Source organism: Streptomyces sp. NPDC052114, assembly GCF_040680155.1.
Lineage (GTDB): Bacteria > Actinomycetota > Actinomycetes > Streptomycetales > Streptomycetaceae > Streptomyces.
In genome coordinates this window covers 63,504-83,440 of the sequence record NZ_JBFAWC010000011.1, presented here as the reverse complement: position 1 = coordinate 83,440, position 19,937 = coordinate 63,504, and the positions used below count along the sequence as shown (strand labels likewise).

Below are 19,937 nucleotides of genomic sequence, written 5' to 3'. Positions count from 1 at the left end.
TCATCCCTGTGTTTGCTGGATAGCTTCGCGAAGTACCTGGCGGTCGTCGAAGGGACGCACCACCCCGGCGATGTCCTGGCCCTGCTCGTGGCCCTTGCCTGCGACCAGGACGGTGTCGCCCGGACCGGCGTGGGCGACGACCGCGCGGATGGCGGCGGCGCGGTCCTCGAAGACGGCGACCTCGCCGCGCTCGTGGGCCGGCACGTCGGCGGCGCCGGCGAGCATCGTGGCGAGGATCGCGAGGGGGTCCTCGCCACGGGGGTTGTCGGAGGTCAGTACGGCGGTGTCGGCGAGGCGGGCCGCGGCCGCGCCCATCGGCATCCGCTTGGTCTTGTCGCGGTCGCCGCCGCAGCCGAGCACGATGTGCAGCTTGCCCTCGGTGACCTTGCGCAGCGCGCGCAGGACCGATTCGACGGCGTCCGTCTTGTGGGCGTAGTCGACGACGGCGAGGTAGGGCTGGCCCTCGTCGACGCGCTCCAGGCGGCCGGGCACGCCGGGCACCGCGGCGACGCCGTCGGCGGCGAGCTGCGGGTCGATCCCGGCGACGGCCAGCGAGACGATCGCGGCGAGGGTGTTGGCGACGTTGAAGGGGCCGGCGAGCGGCGACCTGGCGGTGATGCGCTCGCCCTTGGGACCGACGGCGACGAACGTCGAGTCCATCGGGCCGACCTCGACGTCCTCCGCGCGCCAGTCGGCGTCGGGGTGTCCCTCGGCGGAGAAGGTCGTGACGGGCACCTCGGACTCGGCGATGAGCCGACGCCCGTACTCGTCGTCGAAGTTGACCACGCCGAGCCGCGAGCGCCGCTGGGTGAACAGCTGCGCCTTGGCCCGGAAGTAGTCCTCCATGTCGGAGTGGAACTCCATGTGCTCCGGGCTGAGGTTGTTGAAGACGGCGACGTCGAAGACGCAGCCGTCCACCCGCCCGAGCACCAGCGCGTGGCTGGAGACCTCCATGGCGACCGCGTCGACGCCGCGCTCGCGCATCACCGCGAACAGCGCCTGCAGATCGGTGGCTTCCGGGGTCGTGCGCTCCGACTTGATGCGCTCGTCGCCGATGCGCATCTCGACCGTGCCGATCAGGCCGGTCGAGCGGACGCTCCTGAGGCCGCCCTCGATGAGGTACGCGGTGGTGGTCTTGCCGGAGGTGCCGGTGATGCCGATCTGGAGGAGGTCGCGGCCGGGGTGGCCGTAGACCGTCGCCGCCAGTTCGCCCATGCTGCCGCGCGGGTCGTCGACGACCAGGACCGGCAGGCCGGTCGCGGCGGCGCGCTCGGCGCCGGTCGGGTCGGTGAGGATGGCTCCGGCACCGAGGTCGGCGGCCTGCGCGACGAAGTCGGCGCCGTGCATGCGGGCGCCGGGCAGGGCGGCGTAGATGTCACCGGGGCGGACCGCTCGGGAGTCGTGCGTGATGCCCGTGATCTCCGCGTCGCCCGGGGCGCTGATGCCCAGCTGGCCCGCGAGCTCCGTCAGTGGGGTCGCGGAGACGTGGTCCGGCCGCGGCGGCCCCGGATAGGTCACGGGAACGCCCTTCTGGGTGGTTTGGGACTGATCAGCGTGTGGCACGGCGGTGAGCGTACCGGGCGTACCCGCTTCAGAGCCAAAAGGGAGGGGCCTGCGCGTAGCGGAGTCCGTCAAGGGTGGTGGCGGGAGACGGGTGGGCGGGTGGTGTGGCGGGGGGTGGTTCCCCGGGCCGGGCGTGATGGTTGTCACGAGCTGTTCCTGGTGGGTCTCAGGGCTTGAAGGTCACCGGAAGGCGGGCCGGCGTGCTTCCGGTGGGCGGTACTTGGAGCGTCTTGAGGGCGAACTCCATCACTTCCTTGTAGATGGGACCGCAGATCTGGCCACCGAAGTAGCTGCCCTTGGTGGCGTTCTGGATGGCGCAGTAGACGGTGACGCGCGGCTTGTCGGCGGGCGCGAAGCCGGCGAACGACGAGGTGTAGCCCTTGTAGCGGCCGGTCATCGGGTCGACCCGGTTGGCCGTGCCGGTCTTGCCCGCGACGCGGTAGCCGGGGATGCGGGCCTTGGTGCCGGTGCCCTCTTCGTCGTCGACGACGGATTCGAGCATCTGCGCGACGGTCTTCGCCGTCCTGTCGCTCACCACGCGCGTCTTCTTCGGCTTGGACGCGGGCTGGAAGCGGCCGTCGGGGCCCTTCGTGCCGCGCACCAGCGTGGGCTCGACGCGCACGCCGCCGTTGGCGATGGTCGAGTAGACCGAGGTCGCCTGCATCGCGTTGATCGAGACGCCCTGGCCGAAGGGGATCGTGAACTGCTGCGAGGTGGACCACTTCTCGGCGGGCGCGAGGATTCCGGAGGTCTCGCCGGGGAAGCCGAGCCCGGTCTCCTTGCCGATGCCGAACTTGCGCAGATACGAGTAGAGGACGTCGTTGGCCTCGCGCTGCGTCTTGCCGAGCTCGCCGGTGGCCAGGATCGTGCCGATGTTGGACGACTTGGCGAGCACGCCGTTGAGCGTGAGGTGCCAGGTCGGGTGGTCGATGTCGTCCTGGAAGAGGCGGTCGCCGCGGTGCAGCCGGTTGGGCACGGTGACGTGCGTGCCGGGCGTGGCCGCGTTCTCCTCCAGGACGGCGGCCATCGACATGACCTTGGCGGTGGAGCCGGGCTCGAAGGCGTCCTGGAGCGCGGCGTTGCCGAGGGCGGCGCCGTTGGCCTGCGAGAGGTCGTTCGGATCGAAGCCGGGGGCGTTGGCCATGGCAAGCACCTCGCCGGTCTGCGTGTCCTGCACCATCACGTAGCCGCGGTCCGCCTTGGACTTCTTGACCTGCTCGGTGATGGCGTTCTGCGCGGCCCACTGGATGTCGCGGTCGATGGTGAGCTCGACGTCGGAGCCGGGCACGGCGGGCGTCTCCGTGGAGCCCGCGGTCGGCACGCGCCGGCCGCCGGACTGGGCGTAGCGGATCTTGCCGTCCTCGCCCGCGAGCCGCTTGTCGAGCTGCTGCTCCAGGCCGCCCGCGCCCTTGCCGTCGGCGTTGACCCATCCCAGTATCCCGGCGGCCAGGTCGTCGTTCGGGTAGACCCGCTTGCTGCTCGGGTCGGCGAGGACGCCGGCGAGGACGTTCGGGGACGCGGGGTCGGTGCCCGCCTTCTCGGCGAGCGCGCCGCGCAGGTCCTTGATCTGCTTCCAGACCTGGGGGGTCTGGCGGCGGGCCAGCAGGACGTAGCGCGTGTTCGGCGTCCTGAGCTTCTTGGTGAGCTCGGTGGCGTCCTTGCCGAGGATGGGCGCGAGGAGCGCGGCCGCCTGCTCGGGCGCGTCCTTGGTCTTCGTCTCCTTCGGCGCGAAGAGCGTGGGGTCGGCGGTGATGTCGTACGCGTCCACGCTGGCGGCGAGCTCGACGCCGCCGCGGTCGGTGATGCGGCCGCGCTCGGCGGCCAGGGTGTGCGTGAAGTAGCGGTTCTTCTCCGCCTTGGCCGCGTACGCGCTGGCATCGACGGCCTGCACCTGCAGCAGCCGTACGACGAAGGCCAGCATGACCAGCGTCAGGCCGAGGCTGACCATGCGCAGGCGCGGCCGGGGGCTGCCGAGGCGGATGGTGCGGGTCCTGCTCCTGGCCGCGGGCCTGCGGGCGTCGGGGCGGCGGCCTGCGGGGCGCCCGCCGGACGCCGGGCGCCGGGGTGCGCCGGGCCTCGCGGGGCGCGCGGGCCTCGCGGGTCCTGGTACCCGGCGCCGCGGGGGTTCCCTGTCGGACACTGAACGTCACCTGCCGGAGGTCGTCGTGGGGCCGGGCACCGTGGGCTGCGCGGGGGCGCGCTGCGGGGCGGCCGAGGAGGGGGCGGGCGGGGCGGCGGCGCTCGGCCGCGCGGCGGCCGCCGGGCGCTGGGCGGGCGGCGACGCCGGGGGCGCCGCGGGGGCGGAGACGCTCGCGGCCGGGGAGGCCACCTCGCGCGGGCGCGGCGCCATCTCGTGCAGCCCCGAGGGCCGGGCGGCGACGCCGGGCACACCGCGCACGGCGCCGTCGGGGTCGAGGAAGGCGGGGTCGCCGCCGGGGACCATGCCGAGCTCGCGGGCGCGGCGCTGGAGCGCGTCGGGGGCGGCATAGCCGTCCACGTCGCGCTGGAGCTCCTGCTCCTCCTCGGTGAGGTCCTTCGTCTCCTTCTTCAGCTCGCTCACCTGGAACGAGCCTTCGTTGAGGGAGGAGTTCAGGATGAGCAGCGTGATCAGGCCGCCGCCGAGGAGCAGCACGACGAGGAGGACGAAGGGCGTGCGCGCCGCCTGGGTGGGGCCCTGTGGCAGCAGCCGTGCGAGGCGGGCGGCCCTCCCCCGCAGCTCGGGCTTCTTGCTCATGGAGCCTCCTCGCGGACTCTGATCAGCGGACTCTGCACTGCGGACTCGGCACTGCGGACGAGCTCAGGGGCCGGCGTGCGGGCGGCGGCTCACCCGACGTCTTCGCGGACGCGCTGGGCGCCCCGCAGCCGCGCGGGCGCCGCCCGGCGGTTCTCCGCGACCTCTTCCTCGGTGGGCAGTTCGGCACCGCGCGTCAAAAGCTTGAGCCGCGGCTGGTAGCGCTCGGGGACGACGGGCAGGCCGGGCGGCGCCGTCGTCGCGGCACCGGCCGCGAACACCTGCTTGACCAGGCGGTCCTCCAGCGAGTGGTACGACAGGACGGCGATCCGGCCGCCGACGGCGAGCGCCTTGACGGCCGCGGGGATGGACCTCTCCAGGACGCTCAGTTCGCCGTTGACCTCGATGCGCAGGGCCTGGAAGGTGCGCTTGGCGGGGTTGCCGCCGGTGCGCTTGGCGGCCTGCGGCAGGGAGTCGCGGATGAGTTCGACGAGCCGCGCGCTGTTGCTGAACGGCTCCTTCTCGCGCTCGCGCACGACGGCGGAGACGATGCGCTTGGCCTGCTTCTCCTCGCCGTACGCCCGCAGGATCCGCACCAGTTCGCCGGGCGCGTAGGTGTTGAGGACCTCGGCGGCGCTGATGCCGGTCGTCTGGTCCATGCGCATGTCCAGGGGGGCGTCCTGGGCGTACGCGAACCCCCGGTCCGCCTCGTCCAGTTGCATGGAGGAGACGCCGAGGTCGAACAGGACGCCCTGGACGCGCGGGACGTCCAGGCGCTCCAGTACGTCGGGCAGTTCGTCGTAGACCGCGTGCACCAGGGTGGCCCGGTCGCCGAAGGGGGCGAGCCGCTCACCGGACAGGCGCAGCGCTTCCTTGTCGCGGTCGAGGGCGATGAGGCGGGCCGACGGGAACGTGGACAGGAGGGCCTCGCTGTGGCCGCCGAGTCCGAGGGTGCAGTCGACGACGACCGCTCCGGGCTCGGCGAGGGCGGGGGCCAACATGTCCAGGCACCGCTGGAGCATCACCGGGACGTGTCGGCTGTTGTCGCTCAAGGGGCCCTCTCAGGTCCGGCGCGGCGTTCGTACGCACTGCCGGGTCCCCACCCGCTCCGAAGAAGGGGAATGGCCTGCTGCCGCCGGGGAAGTGGCGTCAGCCGACCGGGAGCGGGAGGAGGCCGAGCCGTACGTACGCGCCGCGCACGTGGGGGGATTCAGGGAATCTCCGGGATGTGCAGTCCAGCAGGGAGAAGGTCACGTCTCCCGCTTCGCGTCACTTTAGTCCACGCTGTCGCCCGGTCAATCAACCGGCCTGCGCGTCGCGGGCGGGTCCCGGGCCGGGGTGCAAATCCGGTGCATTCACCCATTCGGCCGTAGCCGTACCGCTCCTGTGGGTTACCTCACAACAAGAGTCTTTGACGTCCTTTGTCCCTTCTCACAGCGGGCCCCATCGATCACTGACCACTAACGTCATGACTATGTCGACTTCCGCATCCCCTTCGGGCAGCACCCCCGCAGAGCAGAACGGCGACATAGTCGCCGGCTCCGTCACCGACCGTCTGGTCGACGCGAACAAGAAGTACGCCGCCGGGTTCACCGACCCCGGCATGGACGCCCGCCCCGTCCTCCAGGTCGCCGTCGTCGCCTGCATGGACGCGCGGCTCGACCTGCACGCCGCACTCGGCCTCGACCTGGGCGACTGCCACACCATCCGCAACGCCGGCGGCGTGGTCACGGACGACGTCATCCGCTCCCTGACCATCAGCCAGCGCGCGCTCGGCACCCGCAGCGTCGTCCTCATCCACCACACCGGCTGCGGCCTGGAGTCCCTCACCGAGGAATTCCGGCAGGACCTGGAGAACGAGGTCGGGCAGCGGCCGACCTGGGCGGTGGAGTCCTTCCGCGACGTCGACCAGGACGTGCGCCAGTCGATGCAGCGCGTGCGGACCTCGCCGTTCCTGCTGCACAACGACGACATCCGCGGATTCGTGTTCGACGTGACGACCGGTCTGCTGCGGGAGATCGACCCTGCGTGACTGACAAAGGGTTGTAAGACCCGACAAATCGGCGCCAGTTATCCACAGGCGAGTGACACGACCCGCTATGCCCAACAACAATGCGGGGGTGGCATCACGCGGTCCATTCACGCGTGATGCCGGTGAATTCGGGGTGGACCGGACCGCGCGCGCGAGCGTCGGTCCGGAGAACGGGCCGAGGAGGGCCGGGTGACGACCTATGACGATCGAGCGAGCCTCACAGATCTGACCACCACAGCGGAGCGTGTCCGCAGGTCGGTGGAGGGTGTGATCGAGGGCAAGCCAGAGGTCGTACGGCTTTCGCTGACCGTGCTCCTCGCGGAGGGGCACCTGCTCATCGAGGATGTTCCGGGCGTCGGCAAGACCATGCTCGCCAAGGCGCTCGCGCGGTCCATCGACTGCTCCGTGCGGCGGATCCAGTTCACTCCGGATCTGCTGCCGTCGGACATCACGGGTGTGTCGATCTTCGACCAGCAGCGCAGGGACTTCGAGTTCAAGCCGGGCGCGATCTTCGCGCAGATCGTGATCGGCGACGAGATCAACCGCGCGTCTCCGAAGACGCAGTCCGCGCTCCTGGAGTCCATGGAGGAGCGCCAGGTCACCATCGACGGGCAGACGTACGAACTGCCCAGCCCCTTCATGGTGGTGGCCACGCAGAACCCCGTGGAGATGGAGGGCACCTATCCGCTGCCCGAGGCCCAGCGCGACCGCTTCATGGCGCGGGTCTCGATCGGCTACCCGGGCCCCGAGGCCGAGCTGCAGATGCTCGACGTCCACGGCGGCGTCTCGCCCCTGGACGACCTCCAGCCGGTGGCGCACGCGCACGACATCGTGAAGCTCATCGACGCCGTGCGCACGGTCCACGTGGCCGACTCCGTGCGGCGCTACGCGGTGGACCTGGTCGCCTCGACCCGCAACCACCCGGATCTCAGACTCGGGGCGTCCCCGCGCGCGACGCTGCACCTGCTGCGCGCCGCCAAGGCCTCCGCCGCGCTCAGCGGCCGGGAGTTCGCCCTGCCCGACGACGTGCAGGCGCTGGCCGTCGCGGTCCTCGCGCACCGCCTGCTGCCCACCGCGCAGGCCCAGTTGAACCGCCGTACGGCCGAATCGGTCGTCCTGGAGATCCTCCAGCGCACGCCGGTGCCCGCCACCGGGCAGCCCGGTCCCGGCGCCTACTTCAACCAGCAGCCGCCCGGCGCCCGGAGGCTGTGATGACGGCCGGGGGGATGCCGGCGGGCCCCGCCGAGGAGGACAGGGGCGGGCTGCGCACGGCTCTCGCGGGCCTGACCACACGCGGACGTTCCTTCCTCGCGGCCGGCGTCGCCGCCGCGATCTGTGCCTATGTGCTCGGCCAGGGCGACCTGCTGCGCGTCGGGCTGCTGCTCGCCGTGCTGCCGCTGGTCTGCGCCGTCGTCCTGTTCCGCACCCGCTACCGCGTCGCGGGCAGCCGCAGGCTCTCCCCCGCGCGCGTGCCCGCCGGTTCGGAGGCCCGCGTCCATCTGCGGATGGACAACGTCTCGCGGCTGCCCACGGGGCTGCTGATGCTCCAGGACCGGGTGCCCTACGTCCTGGGGCCCCGGCCCCGTTTCGTGCTGGACCGGGTCGAGGCGGGCGGCCGCCGCGAGGTGTCCTACCGCGTCCGCTCCGACCTGCGCGGACGCTATCCGCTGGGCCCCCTGCAACTGCGCCTGACCGACCCGTTCGGCATGTGCGAACTGACGCGCTCCTTCTCGACGTACGACACCCTGACGGTCATCCCGCGCGTGGAGGCGCTGCCCCCCGTACGCCTCACCGGCGAGGCCAAGGGGTACGGCGACGGGCGCAACCGCTCGCTGGCGCTGGCCGGCGAGGACGACGTCATCCCGCGCGGGTACCGCCACGGCGACGACCTGCGCCGGGTGCACTGGCGCTCCACCGCGCGTTACGGCGAGCTGATGGTGCGCCGCGAGGAGCAGCCCCAGCGGGCCCGCTGCACGGTGCTCCTGGACACCCGGGGCGCGGGCTTCCGCGGCGCGGGACCCGACTCGGCCTTCGAGTGGGCGGTCTCGGGCACGGCGTCCGCCCTGGTGCACATGCTCGAACGGGGCTTCTCGGTACGGCTGTTGACCGACACGGGCACCTCCGTGCCGGGCGAGGGCTCGGACGGCTTCGCGGGCGCCAGCCAGGAGTCGGCGGACGCGGCCGGGCTGATGATGGACACCCTCGCGGTGATCGACCACTCGGACGGCGCCGGGCTCTCCCGGGCGTACGACGTGCTGCGCGGCGGCAACGAGGGACTGCTGGTCGCCTTCCTCGGCGACCTCGACGAGGAGCAGGCCGCGGTGGTCGCCAAGATGCGCCGGCGCAGCGGCTCCGCCGTGGCGTTCGTGCTGGACGGCGCGGCCTGGGCGCAGGGCCCCGGCGGCGCGGTGTCCGCCGCGGGTGAGGAGCGGGTGCGGATGCTGCGCGAGGCGGGCTGGGCGGCCCTCGCGGTGCCTCCGGGCACGGGTCTGGCGGACCTGTGGCGGCAGGCGGACGACGCGCGCGCGAGCGCGGGAGGTACGGCAGTGGGGGGACGTTCATGAGTGGGCGCGCGCGGCTCGCGGTGTGTGCCACCGCGGCCACGCTGATGGCGTCGGGCGCGCTGCTGCCGCTCGTCGATCCCGCGACGTGGTTCCTTCAGGCGGTGGTCCTGCTGGTGCTGCAGAGCGGGGTGGGCGCGCTGGCGCGCCGGATGCCGCTGCCCAGGCCGGTCACCGTGGCGGTGCAGGCGCTGGTGACGCTGCTGCTGCTCACCCTGGCCTTCGCCCGGGAGCAGGCGATCGCGGGGCTGCTGCCGGGGCCCGAGGTGTTCCGCCGGTTCGGCGTGCTCCTGGAGGCCGGCGCCGACGACGTGGGGCGGTTCGCGATCCCCGCGCCGCTCAGCGACGGCATCCGGCTGATGCTGGTCGGCGGTGTCCTGGTGATCGGCCTCGCGGTGGACGCGCTGGCGGTGACCTTCCGTACGGCGGCGCCCGCGGGTCTGCCCCTGCTCGCGCTGTACTCGGTGGCGGCCGGGCTCTCCGGGGACGGTGCCGGGTGGCTGTGGTTCCTGCTCGCCGCGGCCGGCTATCTGCTGCTGCTCCTCGCGGAGGGCCGCGAGCGGCTCTCCCAGTGGGGCCGGGTGTTCGGCGGCGCGGCACGCGCGCCGGGCCGGGTCTCCGGCGGGCTGGAGAGCAACTCGGGGGCGATCGCCCCGGTCCGCACCGGACGCCGGATCGGCGCCCTCGCCCTGGGCATCGCCCTGGTGGTGCCGCTCGCCCTGCCCGCGCTGGACGGCGGCCTGCTCGGCGGCTCCGGCGGCGCGGGCGGCAACGGCACGGGCGGCGGCGGAACGATCTCCGCCATCAACCCGCTGGTCGCGCTCCAGGACAGCCTGAACCAGCCGGAGGACCGCGAGGTCATCTCGTACCGCACGAACGCGGAGCAGACCGACGCGCTGTATCTGCGGATCGTCTCGCTCGACCAGTTCGACGGCACGACGTGGAAGACCACCGTCCGGCGCATCGAGGACGTGCCCTCGCCGCTGCCGAGCCCGCAGGGCCTGCGCCCCGACGTCCGCAGGACCGAGATCCAGACGAACATCTCGGCCGCCGACAGCTACGCGCAGAACTGGCTGCCCATGCCCTTTCCGGCCAGCCAGGTGAAGATCGACGGCCGCTGGCGGTACGAGCCGGTGGGGCGGGCCCTCGTCGGCGACCGCGGCCAGACCACGCGCGGCGCGCAGTACCAGGTCAAGAGCCTGGTCGTGGAGCCCACGGCCGCGCAGCTGGCCGACGCGCCCGCGCCGCCCGACGACCTGCGGCGCGAGTTCACGAAGGTGCCCGACGCGCTGCCCGGCGTCGTCCAGGACACGGCCCGCCGGGTCACCAAGGGCGCCTCGAACCCGTACGAGCAGGCGGTCAAGCTCCAGGACTACTTCGCCTCCGACGGCGGGTTCACGTACAACACGCAGGTGCGGGCGGGCAGCGGTCCCGCCGCGATCGGCCGGTTCCTTGAGCAGAAGGAAGGCTTCTGCGTCCACTTCTCCTTCGCGATGGCCTCCATGGCGCGGACGCTGGGGATCCCGGCCCGGGTCGCGGTGGGCTTCACACCGGGCTCCGCGCAGGCGGACGGCACGATGTCGGTCGGGCTGCGGGACGCGCACGCGTGGCCCGAGCTGTACTTCGAGGGCGTGGGCTGGACCCGCTTCGAGCCGACGCCGAACCGCGGCACGGTGCCCGAGTACACCCGTCCCGACACTCCTTCCGACGGCGCGAGCGACCCGGACAGCCCGGATCCGACCGAGTCCGCCGAGCCGTCCACGGCTCCCTCCGCCTCCGACGACTGCCCGCTCGACCAGCAGAAGCAGGGCGGCTGCACGAGCGCGGCCCCGCAGGTCGCGACCGGTTCGGGCGGCAGCGGACCGCCGGTCGGGATGATCGTCGGCGGCTCCCTCGCGGCGCTGCTCGTCCTCGGGGTTCCCCTGCTGCCCCTGCTGTGGCGGACCCGAGTGCGGGCGGTGCGGCTGGGCTCCGGCGGGCGGACCGAGGCGGACGCGGCGGCGCGGACCCTGGCCGCCTGGCTCGAAGTGACCGATACGGCCTGGGACCACGGCATTGAGCCGGACGAGTCACAGACCCCCCGGAAGGCCGCCGCGCGGATCGTCCGCGTCGGCGAGCTGGCCGCGGGGCCCGCGGAGGCCGTCCATCGGCTGGCGGCCGCGGTGGAGCAGGTGCTGTACGCCCCGCGTCCGCAGCCGGCCGCGGGTCTGGCCGACGACGTCGCGCGGGTACGGGACGGGCTGCGCGCCGCGGTGGGCCGCCCGGCGCGGCTGCGGGCGACACTCGCGCCGCGTTCGGCCGCCCGGGTGGTGTGGGCGGTCTCGGACCGCTGGGCGGCGTTCACCGCACGCTGGAGCGAGCGGGTCGCGAAGCAGTGGACCGCCCTGGTCCGGAAGCTGCCGCGCCGGACGACGCAGGAGGGCTGAGGACCTCCCGATCCACGAAGGGCCGGTGCGGCGGCGTCCCCGCCGCACCGGCCCTTCGTCCGTGCGCTGTCGCTCCCTGTGCCGAAGGCCCCGTAGGGCCTGCGTACGCGAGAGAGCGGTCCCCTCACGCGTGAGGGGCCACACACACGTGAGGGGTGACCGCCTCACAGGGCGGTCACCCCTCACGCGTACAGAAGTCTGTTCGGTCAGTCGTGAGCCGATGTGCTCACTGACCGCCCTGTTGTTCGTCGCGGCGGCGCTGCCACCGCTGCTCGATCCGGTCCATCACGGAACGGCGCTGCCTTGTCTGCCGACGGGCGGGGGCCCCACCTGGCGCGGCGGCCGCGCCCGAGGGCTGTTCACCCGGCTTCGGCGCCTTGCGCCAACCGGTGACGGCGAGCACCGCGCAGCCCAGCATGACGAGGAATCCCACCACACTGATCCAGATCTGCTGCGCGACCATTCCGGCCATGAGGAGGGCGATACCCACCAGGAAACCCGCGACCGCTTGGTAGACCCGCTTCCGGGTGTACGTACGCAGCCCGCTTCCCTCAAGCGCTGTCGCGAATTTGGGATCTTCGGCGTACAGCGCTCGCTCCATTTGCTCGAGCATGCGCTGCTCGTGCTCCGAGAGCGGCACGGAGTCCTCCTCATCGTGCAGTCGCCGGGGCGACCGGGGGTCCCCTTCAGGATAGGCAGGGAATCGCCCCCGTGAAACCCGCCCCTCTACGCCAACTTCGCCAAACCGGACCTTCACGTCGCTCCGGCTCACTGAAGCGTGCATTCCCCAGCGGCCGAACCGTCATGCAGGACGGTGTGCCTCGATCATACGGCGCCGGTAGCCCGTTCGGGGGGCCTGTGGCGTACTCCATGTGCGGCTGCGCCCCTGATCAGCGGCGCAGCCCGTCGGGGCACTCAGGCCCCGTCGGTCTCCCGCGCCTCACCCAGCACATGCAGCTGCGTGGCCACGGAGTGGAACGCGGGCAACTCGGCGGCGGCGGCCTCCAGCTGCAGGAGGGCCTCCATGGCGCCCGGCTCGGTGTCCACGAGGACACCGGGGACCAGGTCGGCGAAGACCCGGACGCCGTGCACCGCGCCGACGCTCACGCCCGCGGCCTCGACCAGCTCGGTGAGCTGTTCGGCGGTGAAGCGCCGCGGCACGGGGTCGCCCGCGCCCCAGCGGCCCGCCGGGTCGGCGAGGGCCGTCCGCGCCTCCTTGAAGTGCCCGGCCAGGGCGCGCGCGAGCACGGCCCCGCCGAGGCCGGCGCCGAGCAGGCTGAGGATGCCGGCGGGGCGCAGCGCGTCGACGGCGAGGCGGACGCCCTCCGCCGGGTCGTCCACGTACTCCAGGACGCCGTGGCACAGGACGGCGTCGAAGCCGCCCCGCTCGACGACGTCGAAGAGGCCGAGCACATCGCCCTGGACGCCGCGCACGCGCTCGGCGACGCCCGCCTCGGCGGCCCGGCGCTCCAGCGCGAAGAGGGCGTTCGGGCTGGGGTCGACGACGGTGACGCGGTGGCCGAGGCCGGCGACCGGCACCGCGAAGTTGCCGCTGCCGCCTCCCGTGTCGAGGACGTCGAGTGACTCCCGGCCCGTGGCCTTGACGCGGCGGTCGAGGGCGTCCTTGAGGACGTCCCAGACCACGGCGGTGCGGAGAGCGGCGCGCGGACGAGGAAGGTCGGAGCGCGACGCCGTCCGGGGCTGGGGGTGAGAGGCGGGCGGGCGCATCGGGTCCGACACGGCAGTTGACTCCTCGGCGCATGGGTTTCGATTACCCCCACCCTATTGCCTGCCGCTCGGTGTCCGGGTCATCCCTCGTCCGGCACAGACGCGCCGGTCAGCCCGCGTCCGGCGGCTCCCTGCCCGCGTCCCGGGATTCCTGCCGCGGCTGGGGCAGCACGGGCTGGAGCACCAGCATCCGCTCGACGATGCGCAGGAACATCGCCACGTCGCGGAGCAGGTCGTCGGCGTCGCGGACGGTGGCGGCGCCCTGGATGCCCGCCTCGGCGCGGGCCCTGCGGGCGGCGCCGGAGGCGAACAGCGCGCTCCACTCGGTCAGTTCGGGGGCTATCTCGGGGAGGACCTCCCAGGCGCTGCGGATGCGCTGCCTGCGGCGCGGGGTCGTCTCGGGGCGCCCGCGCGCGGCGAGGACGGCGGCGGCGGTGCGCAGGGCGGCGAGATGGGCGGTGGCATAGCGCTCGTTCGGCGCGTCGAGGCGGGTGGCCTCGTCGATTCCGGCGCGGGCCTGGGCGAGCAGTTCGAGGGCGGCGGGCGGGGCCGTGGCGCGGCGCAGGACGGGGTGGACATCGCTCGCCGGGCCGGTCAGTGAGGGGGCAGGGCCGACGGCGCGGTGCCGGTGTGCGGCTGCTGCGGAAGTACTGGCCATGACGAACCTCCTGTCGTCGTGTGACGGCGCAGTGGCCGTATGTGCCCATCGTGGAGTACGCCACTGACAATCGGCTCTGACCTGCGGTTTTGCCTCGATCGGGGGTTCGGGCCTATTTTTGAACTGACCAGTCAGTTCAAAAGAGGGGTCAGGGGGGACTGTGGACGGTCCGACCGACGGTGTGCGCGGAGCCGCCGTCACCGCCGAGAACTTCGGACTCAAGGGGCCGCGGGGCTGGGCGTTCCGCGGCATCGGCATCCACGCGGGGCCCGGGTCGTTGATCGCGCTGGAAGGGCCCTCCGGGTCGGGCCGCACCTGCCTGCTGCTCGCGCTCACGGGACGCATGCGCGCCACCGAGGGCCAGGCGTCCGTCGGGCGCCTGCGGCTGCCCAAGCAGCTGGCCGCGGTGCGCCGGATCAGCGGGCTCGGCCCGGTGCCCGGCGTCACCGACCTCGACCCGGCCCTGACCGTCGCCGAGCACCTGCACGAACGGGCGCTCCTGGAGCGGCGGTTCAGCGGCTCACTGCGCGGCCTCCTGCGACCGCGCGCCGAGCGGGCGAACGAGACGCGGCTGCGCATCGACACCGCGCTGGCCGCCGCCGGACTCGACATGGAGAAGCTGCCCAAGGGACGGCGCACCTCCGTGCGCGACCTGGAGCGGCTCGAAGCGCTGCGGCTCTCCGTGGCGCTCGCCCTCATCGGCCGCCCGCGCGTGCTCGGCGTCGACGACACCGACCTGAAGCTCTCCGACGCCGAACGCGGCGAGGCGTGGGGACTGTTGAAGTCCCTCACCGAGCGCGGGACCACCGTCGTGGCGGTGTGCAGCGAGGCGCCCGAGGGCGCGGTCGTGGTGCGCACCGGCGACCGGGGCACCGCGCGCGACCAGGAATCCGGACAGGACCGACCCGGCAGCACCGACGACGACAAGGAGACGGCGGATGCGCTCGCCGAAGCTGGCCGCGCTTGAGCTCAGGCGCTTCGGCAGGGGGAAGCTGCCGCGCGCGGCGCTCGTCGCGCTCCTGCTGCTGCCCCTGCTGTACGGCGCGCTGTACCTGTGCTCCTTCTGGGACCCGTACGGCCGTCTCGACCGCATCCCCGTGGCGCTCGTCAACGACGACAAGGGAGCCACCGCCGGGGGCACGAAGCTCGCCGCGGGCGACAACATCGTCGAGGGGCTGCGCGACAGCAAGACCTTCGACTGGCACGAGGTGAGCGACGCCGAGGCCCGCAAGGGCGTCGAGGACGGCACGTACTACCTGTCGCTGACGATGCCCTCGGACTTCAGCGAGCGCATCGCGTCCAGTTCGGGCGACTCTCCGGAGACGGGTGCCCTTCGGGTCCGGACGAACGACGCCAACAACTACATCGTCGGGCAGATCTCGCGGACGGTCTTCTCCGAGGTGCGCACCGCCGCGTCCACGAAGGCGTCGCGCTCGTTCCTCGACAAGATCTTCATCTCCTTCTCGGACATCCACGGCGCGACGAAGAAGGCCGCCGAGGGCGCCGACAAGCTGGACGACGGCATCGGCAAGGCCAAGAAGGGGTCCAAGGACCTCGCGAACGGTCTGACGGACGCCAAGGACGGCAGCGGCGACCTGGCCGCCGGCGTCAAGAAGCTGCACAAGGGCGCGGGCGACCTGGAGGACGGCTCCAGGAAGGTCGCGGACGGCACCCGGAAGCTGGCCGGCAAGGTCAACGGCACGGCCGACAAGGTCCGCCCCTTCCTGAGGGACAACGGCAGGACCATCGGGGACACGGCCCAGCTCGTCGCCGACTCCTCCAAGGCGATGCGCCACAACCTGAGCACCTGGGTGAAGCTCGCCCCGGAGGCCGCCAAGGGCGCGAAGGAGGGCTCCGCGGTCATCGGCGACTTCTACACGAAGCACTGCGAGAAGGCCCCGGTGCCCGACCCGCTGTGCCCGGAGTTCAAGAACGCCAAGGAGTCCGCCGAGAACGTGTCGACCCTCGCGGACGACATGAACGCCCTGATCGAGGACCAGGACGGCGACGTCAAGAAGCTCGACAGGAACCTGTCCGCGCTGCAGAAGAAGTCCCAGGCCCTCGCCGACCGCGCCCCGCACCTCGACGAGGACATCGAGACCGCCGTCACCCAGATCAACGACCTCGACAAGGGCGCGGGCAAGGTCGCCGCGGGCGCCAAGAAGCTGCACACCGGCCTCGGCACCGCCAGGACCGGCGCCACCGACCTCGACACGGGACTCGGCAAGCTGGAGACGGGCGCGAGCGACCTCAAGGGCGGCATGTTCAAGCTGGCCGACGGCTCCGCGGAGCTGTCCGGCGGGCTGCACGACGGCGTCAAGAAGATCCCCGACTACGACAAGAAGGACCGCGACGACCGCACCGGCGTCATGGCCGACCCCGTGCAGCTCGCCTCCCAGTCCCTGCACAAGGCGCCCAACTACGGCACGGGCTTCGCGCCCTACTTCATCCCGCTGTCCCTGTGGGTCGGCGCGATGGTGGCGTACATGCTGATCCAGCCGCTCAACCGGCGCGCGCTCGCCGCGGGCGCGTCCGCCTGGCGCATCGCGTTCGCGGGCTGGCTCCCGGTGGCCGCCCTGGGCGTACTGCAGACCGCCGCCCTGCTGTCGGTCCTGCACTGGGGGCTCGGCCTCCAGATGGCGCGGGCGGCCGGGACGGCCGGCTTCCTGTGCCTGGTGACGGCGTGCTTCGCGGCCATCGTGCAGTGGCTGAACGCCCGCTTCGGAGCGGCCGGGCGGATCCTCGTCCTGGCCGTGCTGATGCTCCAGCTGACCTCGGCGGGCGGCACCTACCCGGTGCAGACGAGCCCCGGCTTCTTCAACTGGATCCACCCCTTCCTGCCGATGAGTTACGTCGTCGACGCTCTCCGGAGGCTCATCACGGGCGGCGGCCTCGGCCCCGTCTGGCAGGCGAGCGCCGTCCTCGCGGCCTTCACGCTGGGCGCCCTCGCGCTGACCGCCCTCTCCGCGCGCCGCAAGCAGGTGTGGACCCTGGACCGGCTGCACCCGGAGCTGAGCCTGTGAGCGCGACCGGGCCCGGCGGCCCCGGCAGACCTGTGAGAATCAAGGTCATGGACAGCAGTGCAGGCAGCACCCGGCGCGAGGCCACCCGGCAGAAGCTCTACGAGGCCGCCGTCACCCTGATCGCGGAACAGGGCTTCTCCGCCACGACGGTCGACGAGATCGCCGAACGGGCCGGGGTCGCGAAGGGCACCGTCTACTACAACTTCGCGAGCAAATCGGTCCTCTTCGAAGAGCTGCTGCGGCACGGCGTCAGCCTGCTGACCGCCTCACTGAAGGAGGCGGCCGAGCAGGCGGCGGCCGACGGCGGCAGAAAGGTCGACGCCCTCGACGCGATGATCCGGGCGGGCCTGGTCTTCATCAACCGTTACCCGGCCTTCACGCAGCTGTACGTGGCCGAGCTGTGGCGGACCAACCGGGCCTGGCAGTCCACCCTCATGGTCGTCCGGCAGCAGGCCGTCGCGGTGGTCGAGGACGTGCTGCGCGCGGGCGTGGAGAGCGGCGAGCTCAGCGAGGAGATCGACATCCCACTGACGGCCGCGGCGCTCGTCGGCATGGTGCTGGTGGCCGCGCTCGACTGGCAGGCCTTCCAGCCGGAGCGCTCGCTCGACGACGTGCACGCGGCGCTGTCGCGGCTGCTCCAGGGCCGGGTCAGCGGCACGCGCGCGTAGCGCCGCGTCACACGGACGCACGAACGGCGCCGGTCCGGTGCCCCCTGTCACCAGGCGGCACCGGACCGGCGCTTTCTTCGTGTCCCCCCGTAACCCCCGTTCGACCCCCGTGTGGTCGTTCCCCCGAGTCACCCCCGTACCTCGCTCCCGCCCGAGAGCGGGAGGAGCGGCCAAGGGCGCGGCGCCGTTCCGCCGCCCCGTGTCGGCGGTGCCGGCGCCGCGCCCTTTCCCGTGCCCCTCACTCTTCCGTCTCCGCAGGTGGGGCCCCATCCGCGCGGGTACTCATCTCACTCACTAGGTACGGATACTCAGACGTACGCACTCATCCCCAGGCCGCCCGGTCCGTGACTGGTTACGATCGCGTCCGTGTCCGTACTCCCCCTGGTGTTCACCAGCGGCTGGGCGAGCGGGATCAACGCGTACGCCGTTGTCCTGCTCCTCGGCGTCTTCGGCGCGACCGGGCTCAGCGACGAGGTCCCGGAGTCGCTCCAGCGGCCCGACGTCCTGATCGCCGCCGGTGTGCTGTTCGCGTGCGACGCCGTCGCCGACAAGATCCCGTACGTCGACTCCGTCTGGGACGCGGTGCACACCGTGATCCGGCCGGTGTCCGGTGCCGTCGTGGGGGCGCTCCTCGCGGGGCAGAGCGGATCCCTCTCGGATCTGGCCGCGGGCGCGGTCGGCGGGTCGACCGCGCTGGCCAGCCATGCGGTGAAGGCCGGGACCCGGATGGCGATCAACACCTCGCCGGAGCCGTTCAGCAACATCGTGATGAGTACGGCCGAGGACCTCGGGGTCGGCGGGGTCATCACCTTCGCGATGTTCTATCCAGAGGCTGCCGCGATCATCGCCGGCGTGCTCCTGCTGCTCGGCCTGTTCATGATGTTCTTCCTCGTCTCGCGGATCCGCCGGTTCCTGCGGCGCAGGGCGCAGCGGCGGGAGGAGAAGCGCCTCGCGGGCCAGGTGGAGGCGCCGCCGCCCCGGGTCAGGGACTGAGCCCGGGGCTGCGGCACGGCTGTCAGTGGCGGCCGATAAAGTCCCTGGCATGGCACGGATTGTGGTGATCGGCGCCGGGATGGGCGCGATGACGGCGGCCGCCCGGCTGGCCGTCGCGGGCCACCGGGTGGTGGTGTACGAGCGGGGCGGGACGTACGGCGGCGCGCTCGGCGTCGTCGAGCGGGACGGCTTCGCCTTCGACACCGGACCGGGCCTGCTCCAGCTCCCCGCGGTCTACCGCGACCTGTTCGTCAAGACGGGCAAGGAGCCCCTGGAGCAGTGCGTCGAGCTCTCCCAGGTGGAGCCCGCCGTGCGCCATGTCTTCGCGGACGGCACCACGGCCGACCTGCCGAACGCCTCGCGCGCGGGCGTCGGCGAGGCCCTGGACGCGGCCCTCGGCGCGGGCGCCGGAGCGCGCTGGTCGGCGTTCATGAACCGCGCGCGGGAGGCCTGGGACCGCACCCGCCGCCCCCTCCTGGAAGAGCCCCTCTGGCCGAACTGGGACGTGCTGGCCACGCGCGAGCCGTACCCCGCGGTGCCGCACAAGCGCCTGCTGCGCCGCGAGCGCCGGGCGGCCACGCTCGGCGAGATCGGCGATCTCGAGCTGGACGGCGATGCGCGTCTGGTCGCCCTCCTGGAGCAGTTCGCGCTCGCGCACGGCCTGGATCCGCGGACGGCCCCGGCGAGCGCGGCCGTCCTGCCGTACATGGAGCAGACGTTCGGCGTCTGGTCGGTGCGGGGCGGCCTGCGCGCCCTGGCCCGTGCGGTGTACGAGCGGTGCCTGGCCCGGCGCGTCGAGTTCGTGTTCGATGCGGAGGTGGCGCGGATCGTCGAGAAGGACGGCCGCGCGGCGGGCGTGGAGCTCGCGGACGGCACGGTGCGGGACGCGGACTTCGTGGTCGCCGGCGTCGCGCCCGCCGCCCTGGACGGCATGCTGCCCGGCGGGGCTCTTCGGTCCGCGGACGAGGTCCCGGCGCGCTCCGGGATGCCCAGCCGGCTGACGGTGCTGCTCGCGCTGAGCGGGGCGCGGCCGGAGGGGACGCCGCATCGGACGGTGGTGCACTCGGCCGACCGCGAGGACGAGCTGGACCGCCTCTTCGGAGAGCGGCGCGGGCTGCCCGCCTCCCCGACCGTCACGGTGCTGCGCCCCGGTGACGAGGACCTGACTCCCGAGGGACCGCACGAGGCGGTGACGCTCACGGTGACGGTGCCCGCCGGGCTGGAGGTGACCGCGGCGGACGTGGACCGCGTGATCTCCCGCGCCGAGGCCGCCGTCCCCGACCTGCGCGACCGCCTCCTGTGGCACGAGGTCCGCACCCCCGCCGACATCGCCGGGGCCACCGGCGCCGACGGCGGCGCGGTCCCGGCCCCGGCGCTCGCCGCGGCCGACGGCGCGCTCCTGCACCCGTCCAACACCACCCGGCTGCCCGGGCTCTTCGCGGTCGGCGGCTGGTCGCACCCCGGCGGCGGCCTCCCCCACGCGGGCATGTCGGGCACGCTGGTGGCGGGGCTGATCGTCGAGGGCCCGGAGTTCCGCGGCTCGCGGTGAGCCGC

General features: G+C 73.0%; 16 protein-coding genes. 9 read left to right on the top strand and 7 right to left on the bottom strand.

The genetic code is table 11. The annotated features are described in order from the left end of the window. The 4 genes from AB0L89_RS24460 to rsmH form a co-directional block, all read right to left on the bottom strand. On the bottom strand, positions 1-1,635 hold the full coding sequence (locus AB0L89_RS24460) for a UDP-N-acetylmuramoyl-L-alanyl-D-glutamate--2,6-diaminopimelate ligase (protein ID WP_365144501.1): 1,635 nt from the start codon (positions 1,633-1,635) through the stop codon (positions 1-3). A 94-nt stretch (positions 1,636-1,729) separates the two neighbouring features. Continuing rightward, positions 1,730-3,703, bottom strand: coding sequence for a penicillin-binding protein 2 (locus AB0L89_RS24455; protein ID WP_365144498.1), 1,974 nt, complete (start codon positions 3,701-3,703; stop codon positions 1,730-1,732). Between the two features lie 6 nt (positions 3,704-3,709). After that, complete coding sequence (locus AB0L89_RS24450; protein ID WP_365144495.1) at positions 3,710-4,297, bottom strand: septum formation initiator family protein; 588 nt, start codon at positions 4,295-4,297, stop codon at positions 3,710-3,712. 89 nt (positions 4,298-4,386) lie between these two features. After that, a complete protein-coding gene (gene rsmH, locus AB0L89_RS24445; protein WP_365144492.1) occupies positions 4,387-5,346 on the bottom strand; it encodes a 16S rRNA (cytosine(1402)-N(4))-methyltransferase RsmH in 960 nt (319 codons plus the stop codon). Between the two features lie 422 nt (positions 5,347-5,768). On the opposite strand from rsmH, the gene AB0L89_RS24440 reads away from it, so the two are divergent. The 4 genes from AB0L89_RS24440 to AB0L89_RS24425 all read left to right on the top strand — a co-directional run bounded on the left by AB0L89_RS24440 (position 5,769) and on the right by AB0L89_RS24425 (position 11,313). After that, positions 5,769-6,326, top strand: coding sequence for a carbonic anhydrase (locus AB0L89_RS24440; protein WP_365144489.1), 558 nt, complete (start codon positions 5,769-5,771; stop codon positions 6,324-6,326). 189 nt (positions 6,327-6,515) lie between these two features. Then, on the top strand, positions 6,516-7,538 hold the full coding sequence (locus AB0L89_RS24435; RefSeq protein WP_365144486.1) for a MoxR family ATPase: 1,023 nt from the start codon (positions 6,516-6,518) through the stop codon (positions 7,536-7,538). Next, a complete protein-coding gene (locus AB0L89_RS24430) occupies positions 7,538-8,890 on the top strand; it encodes a DUF58 domain-containing protein (RefSeq protein WP_365144483.1) in 1,353 nt (450 codons plus the stop codon). Before AB0L89_RS24435 ends, AB0L89_RS24430 begins: the two co-directional genes overlap by 1 nt. After that, the gene (locus AB0L89_RS24425) at positions 8,887-11,313 is read left to right on the top strand and encodes a DUF3488 and transglutaminase-like domain-containing protein (protein ID WP_365144480.1); all 2,427 of its coding nucleotides are present in this window, start codon (positions 8,887-8,889) and stop codon (positions 11,311-11,313) included. Before AB0L89_RS24430 ends, AB0L89_RS24425 begins: the two co-directional genes overlap by 4 nt. Positions 11,314-11,539: 226 nt before the next feature. Here AB0L89_RS24425 and AB0L89_RS24420 read toward each other — a convergent pair whose 3' ends face one another. The 3 genes from AB0L89_RS24420 to AB0L89_RS24410 all read right to left on the bottom strand — a co-directional run bounded on the left by AB0L89_RS24420 (position 11,540) and on the right by AB0L89_RS24410 (position 13,699). Beyond that, a complete protein-coding gene (locus tag AB0L89_RS24420; RefSeq protein WP_055702132.1) occupies positions 11,540-11,953 on the bottom strand; it encodes a DUF3040 domain-containing protein in 414 nt (137 codons plus the stop codon). 275 nt (positions 11,954-12,228) lie between these two features. Further along, a complete protein-coding gene (locus AB0L89_RS24415; RefSeq protein ID WP_365144476.1) occupies positions 12,229-13,053 on the bottom strand; it encodes a methyltransferase in 825 nt (274 codons plus the stop codon). Positions 13,054-13,150: 97 nt separating this feature from the next. Then, a complete protein-coding gene (locus tag AB0L89_RS24410) occupies positions 13,151-13,699 on the bottom strand; it encodes an SAV_6107 family HEPN domain-containing protein (RefSeq protein ID WP_365144473.1) in 549 nt (182 codons plus the stop codon). 160 nt (positions 13,700-13,859) lie between these two features. Here AB0L89_RS24410 and AB0L89_RS24405 point away from each other — a divergent pair, with 160 nt between their 5' ends. The 5 genes from AB0L89_RS24405 (at position 13,860) to AB0L89_RS24385 (ending at position 19,932) form a co-directional block, all read left to right on the top strand. After that, complete coding sequence (locus tag AB0L89_RS24405) at positions 13,860-14,666, top strand: ATP-binding cassette domain-containing protein (RefSeq protein ID WP_365144470.1); 807 nt, start codon at positions 13,860-13,862, stop codon at positions 14,664-14,666. Then, positions 14,638-16,722 carry a YhgE/Pip domain-containing protein gene (locus tag AB0L89_RS24400; protein WP_365144467.1) on the top strand — a complete coding sequence of 695 codons (2,085 nt, stop codon included), beginning with the start codon at positions 14,638-14,640 and terminating at the stop codon, positions 16,720-16,722. The genes AB0L89_RS24405 and AB0L89_RS24400 overlap by 29 nt, the downstream gene beginning before the upstream one ends. Positions 16,723-16,769: 47 nt before the next feature. Continuing rightward, complete coding sequence (locus AB0L89_RS24395) at positions 16,770-17,390, top strand: TetR/AcrR family transcriptional regulator (protein WP_365144464.1); 621 nt, start codon at positions 16,770-16,772, stop codon at positions 17,388-17,390. A 366-nt stretch (positions 17,391-17,756) separates the two neighbouring features. Further along, positions 17,757-18,383 (top strand): DUF4126 domain-containing protein, encoded by a 627-nt coding sequence (locus AB0L89_RS24390; protein WP_365144461.1) that lies wholly within the window; start codon positions 17,757-17,759, stop codon positions 18,381-18,383. A gap of 49 nt (positions 18,384-18,432) precedes the next feature. Beyond that, complete coding sequence (locus AB0L89_RS24385; RefSeq protein WP_365144459.1) at positions 18,433-19,932, top strand: NAD(P)/FAD-dependent oxidoreductase; 1,500 nt, start codon at positions 18,433-18,435, stop codon at positions 19,930-19,932. Positions 19,933-19,937: the final 5 nt, after the last annotated feature.

Excerpts from the sequence above, each read along its gene's own strand:
- AB0L89_RS24450 (WP_365144495.1), bottom strand. The coding sequence starts at position 4,297 with ATGAGCAAGAAGCCCGAGCTGCGGGGGAGGGCCGCCCGCCTCGCACGG.
- AB0L89_RS24440 (WP_365144489.1), top strand. The coding sequence starts at position 5,769 with ATGTCGACTTCCGCATCCCCTTCGGGCAGCACCCCCGCAGAGCAGAAC.
- AB0L89_RS24430 (WP_365144483.1), top strand. The coding sequence starts at position 7,538 with ATGACGGCCGGGGGGATGCCGGCGGGCCCCGCCGAGGAGGACAGGGGC.
- AB0L89_RS24425 (WP_365144480.1), top strand. The coding sequence starts at position 8,887 with ATGAGTGGGCGCGCGCGGCTCGCGGTGTGTGCCACCGCGGCCACGCTG.
- AB0L89_RS24410 (WP_365144473.1), bottom strand. The coding sequence starts at position 13,699 with ATGGCCAGTACTTCCGCAGCAGCCGCACACCGGCACCGCGCCGTCGGC.
- AB0L89_RS24400 (WP_365144467.1), top strand. The coding sequence starts at position 14,638 with ATGCGCTCGCCGAAGCTGGCCGCGCTTGAGCTCAGGCGCTTCGGCAGG.
- AB0L89_RS24395 (WP_365144464.1), top strand. The coding sequence starts at position 16,770 with ATGGACAGCAGTGCAGGCAGCACCCGGCGCGAGGCCACCCGGCAGAAG.
- AB0L89_RS24385 (WP_365144459.1), top strand. The coding sequence starts at position 18,433 with ATGGCACGGATTGTGGTGATCGGCGCCGGGATGGGCGCGATGACGGCG.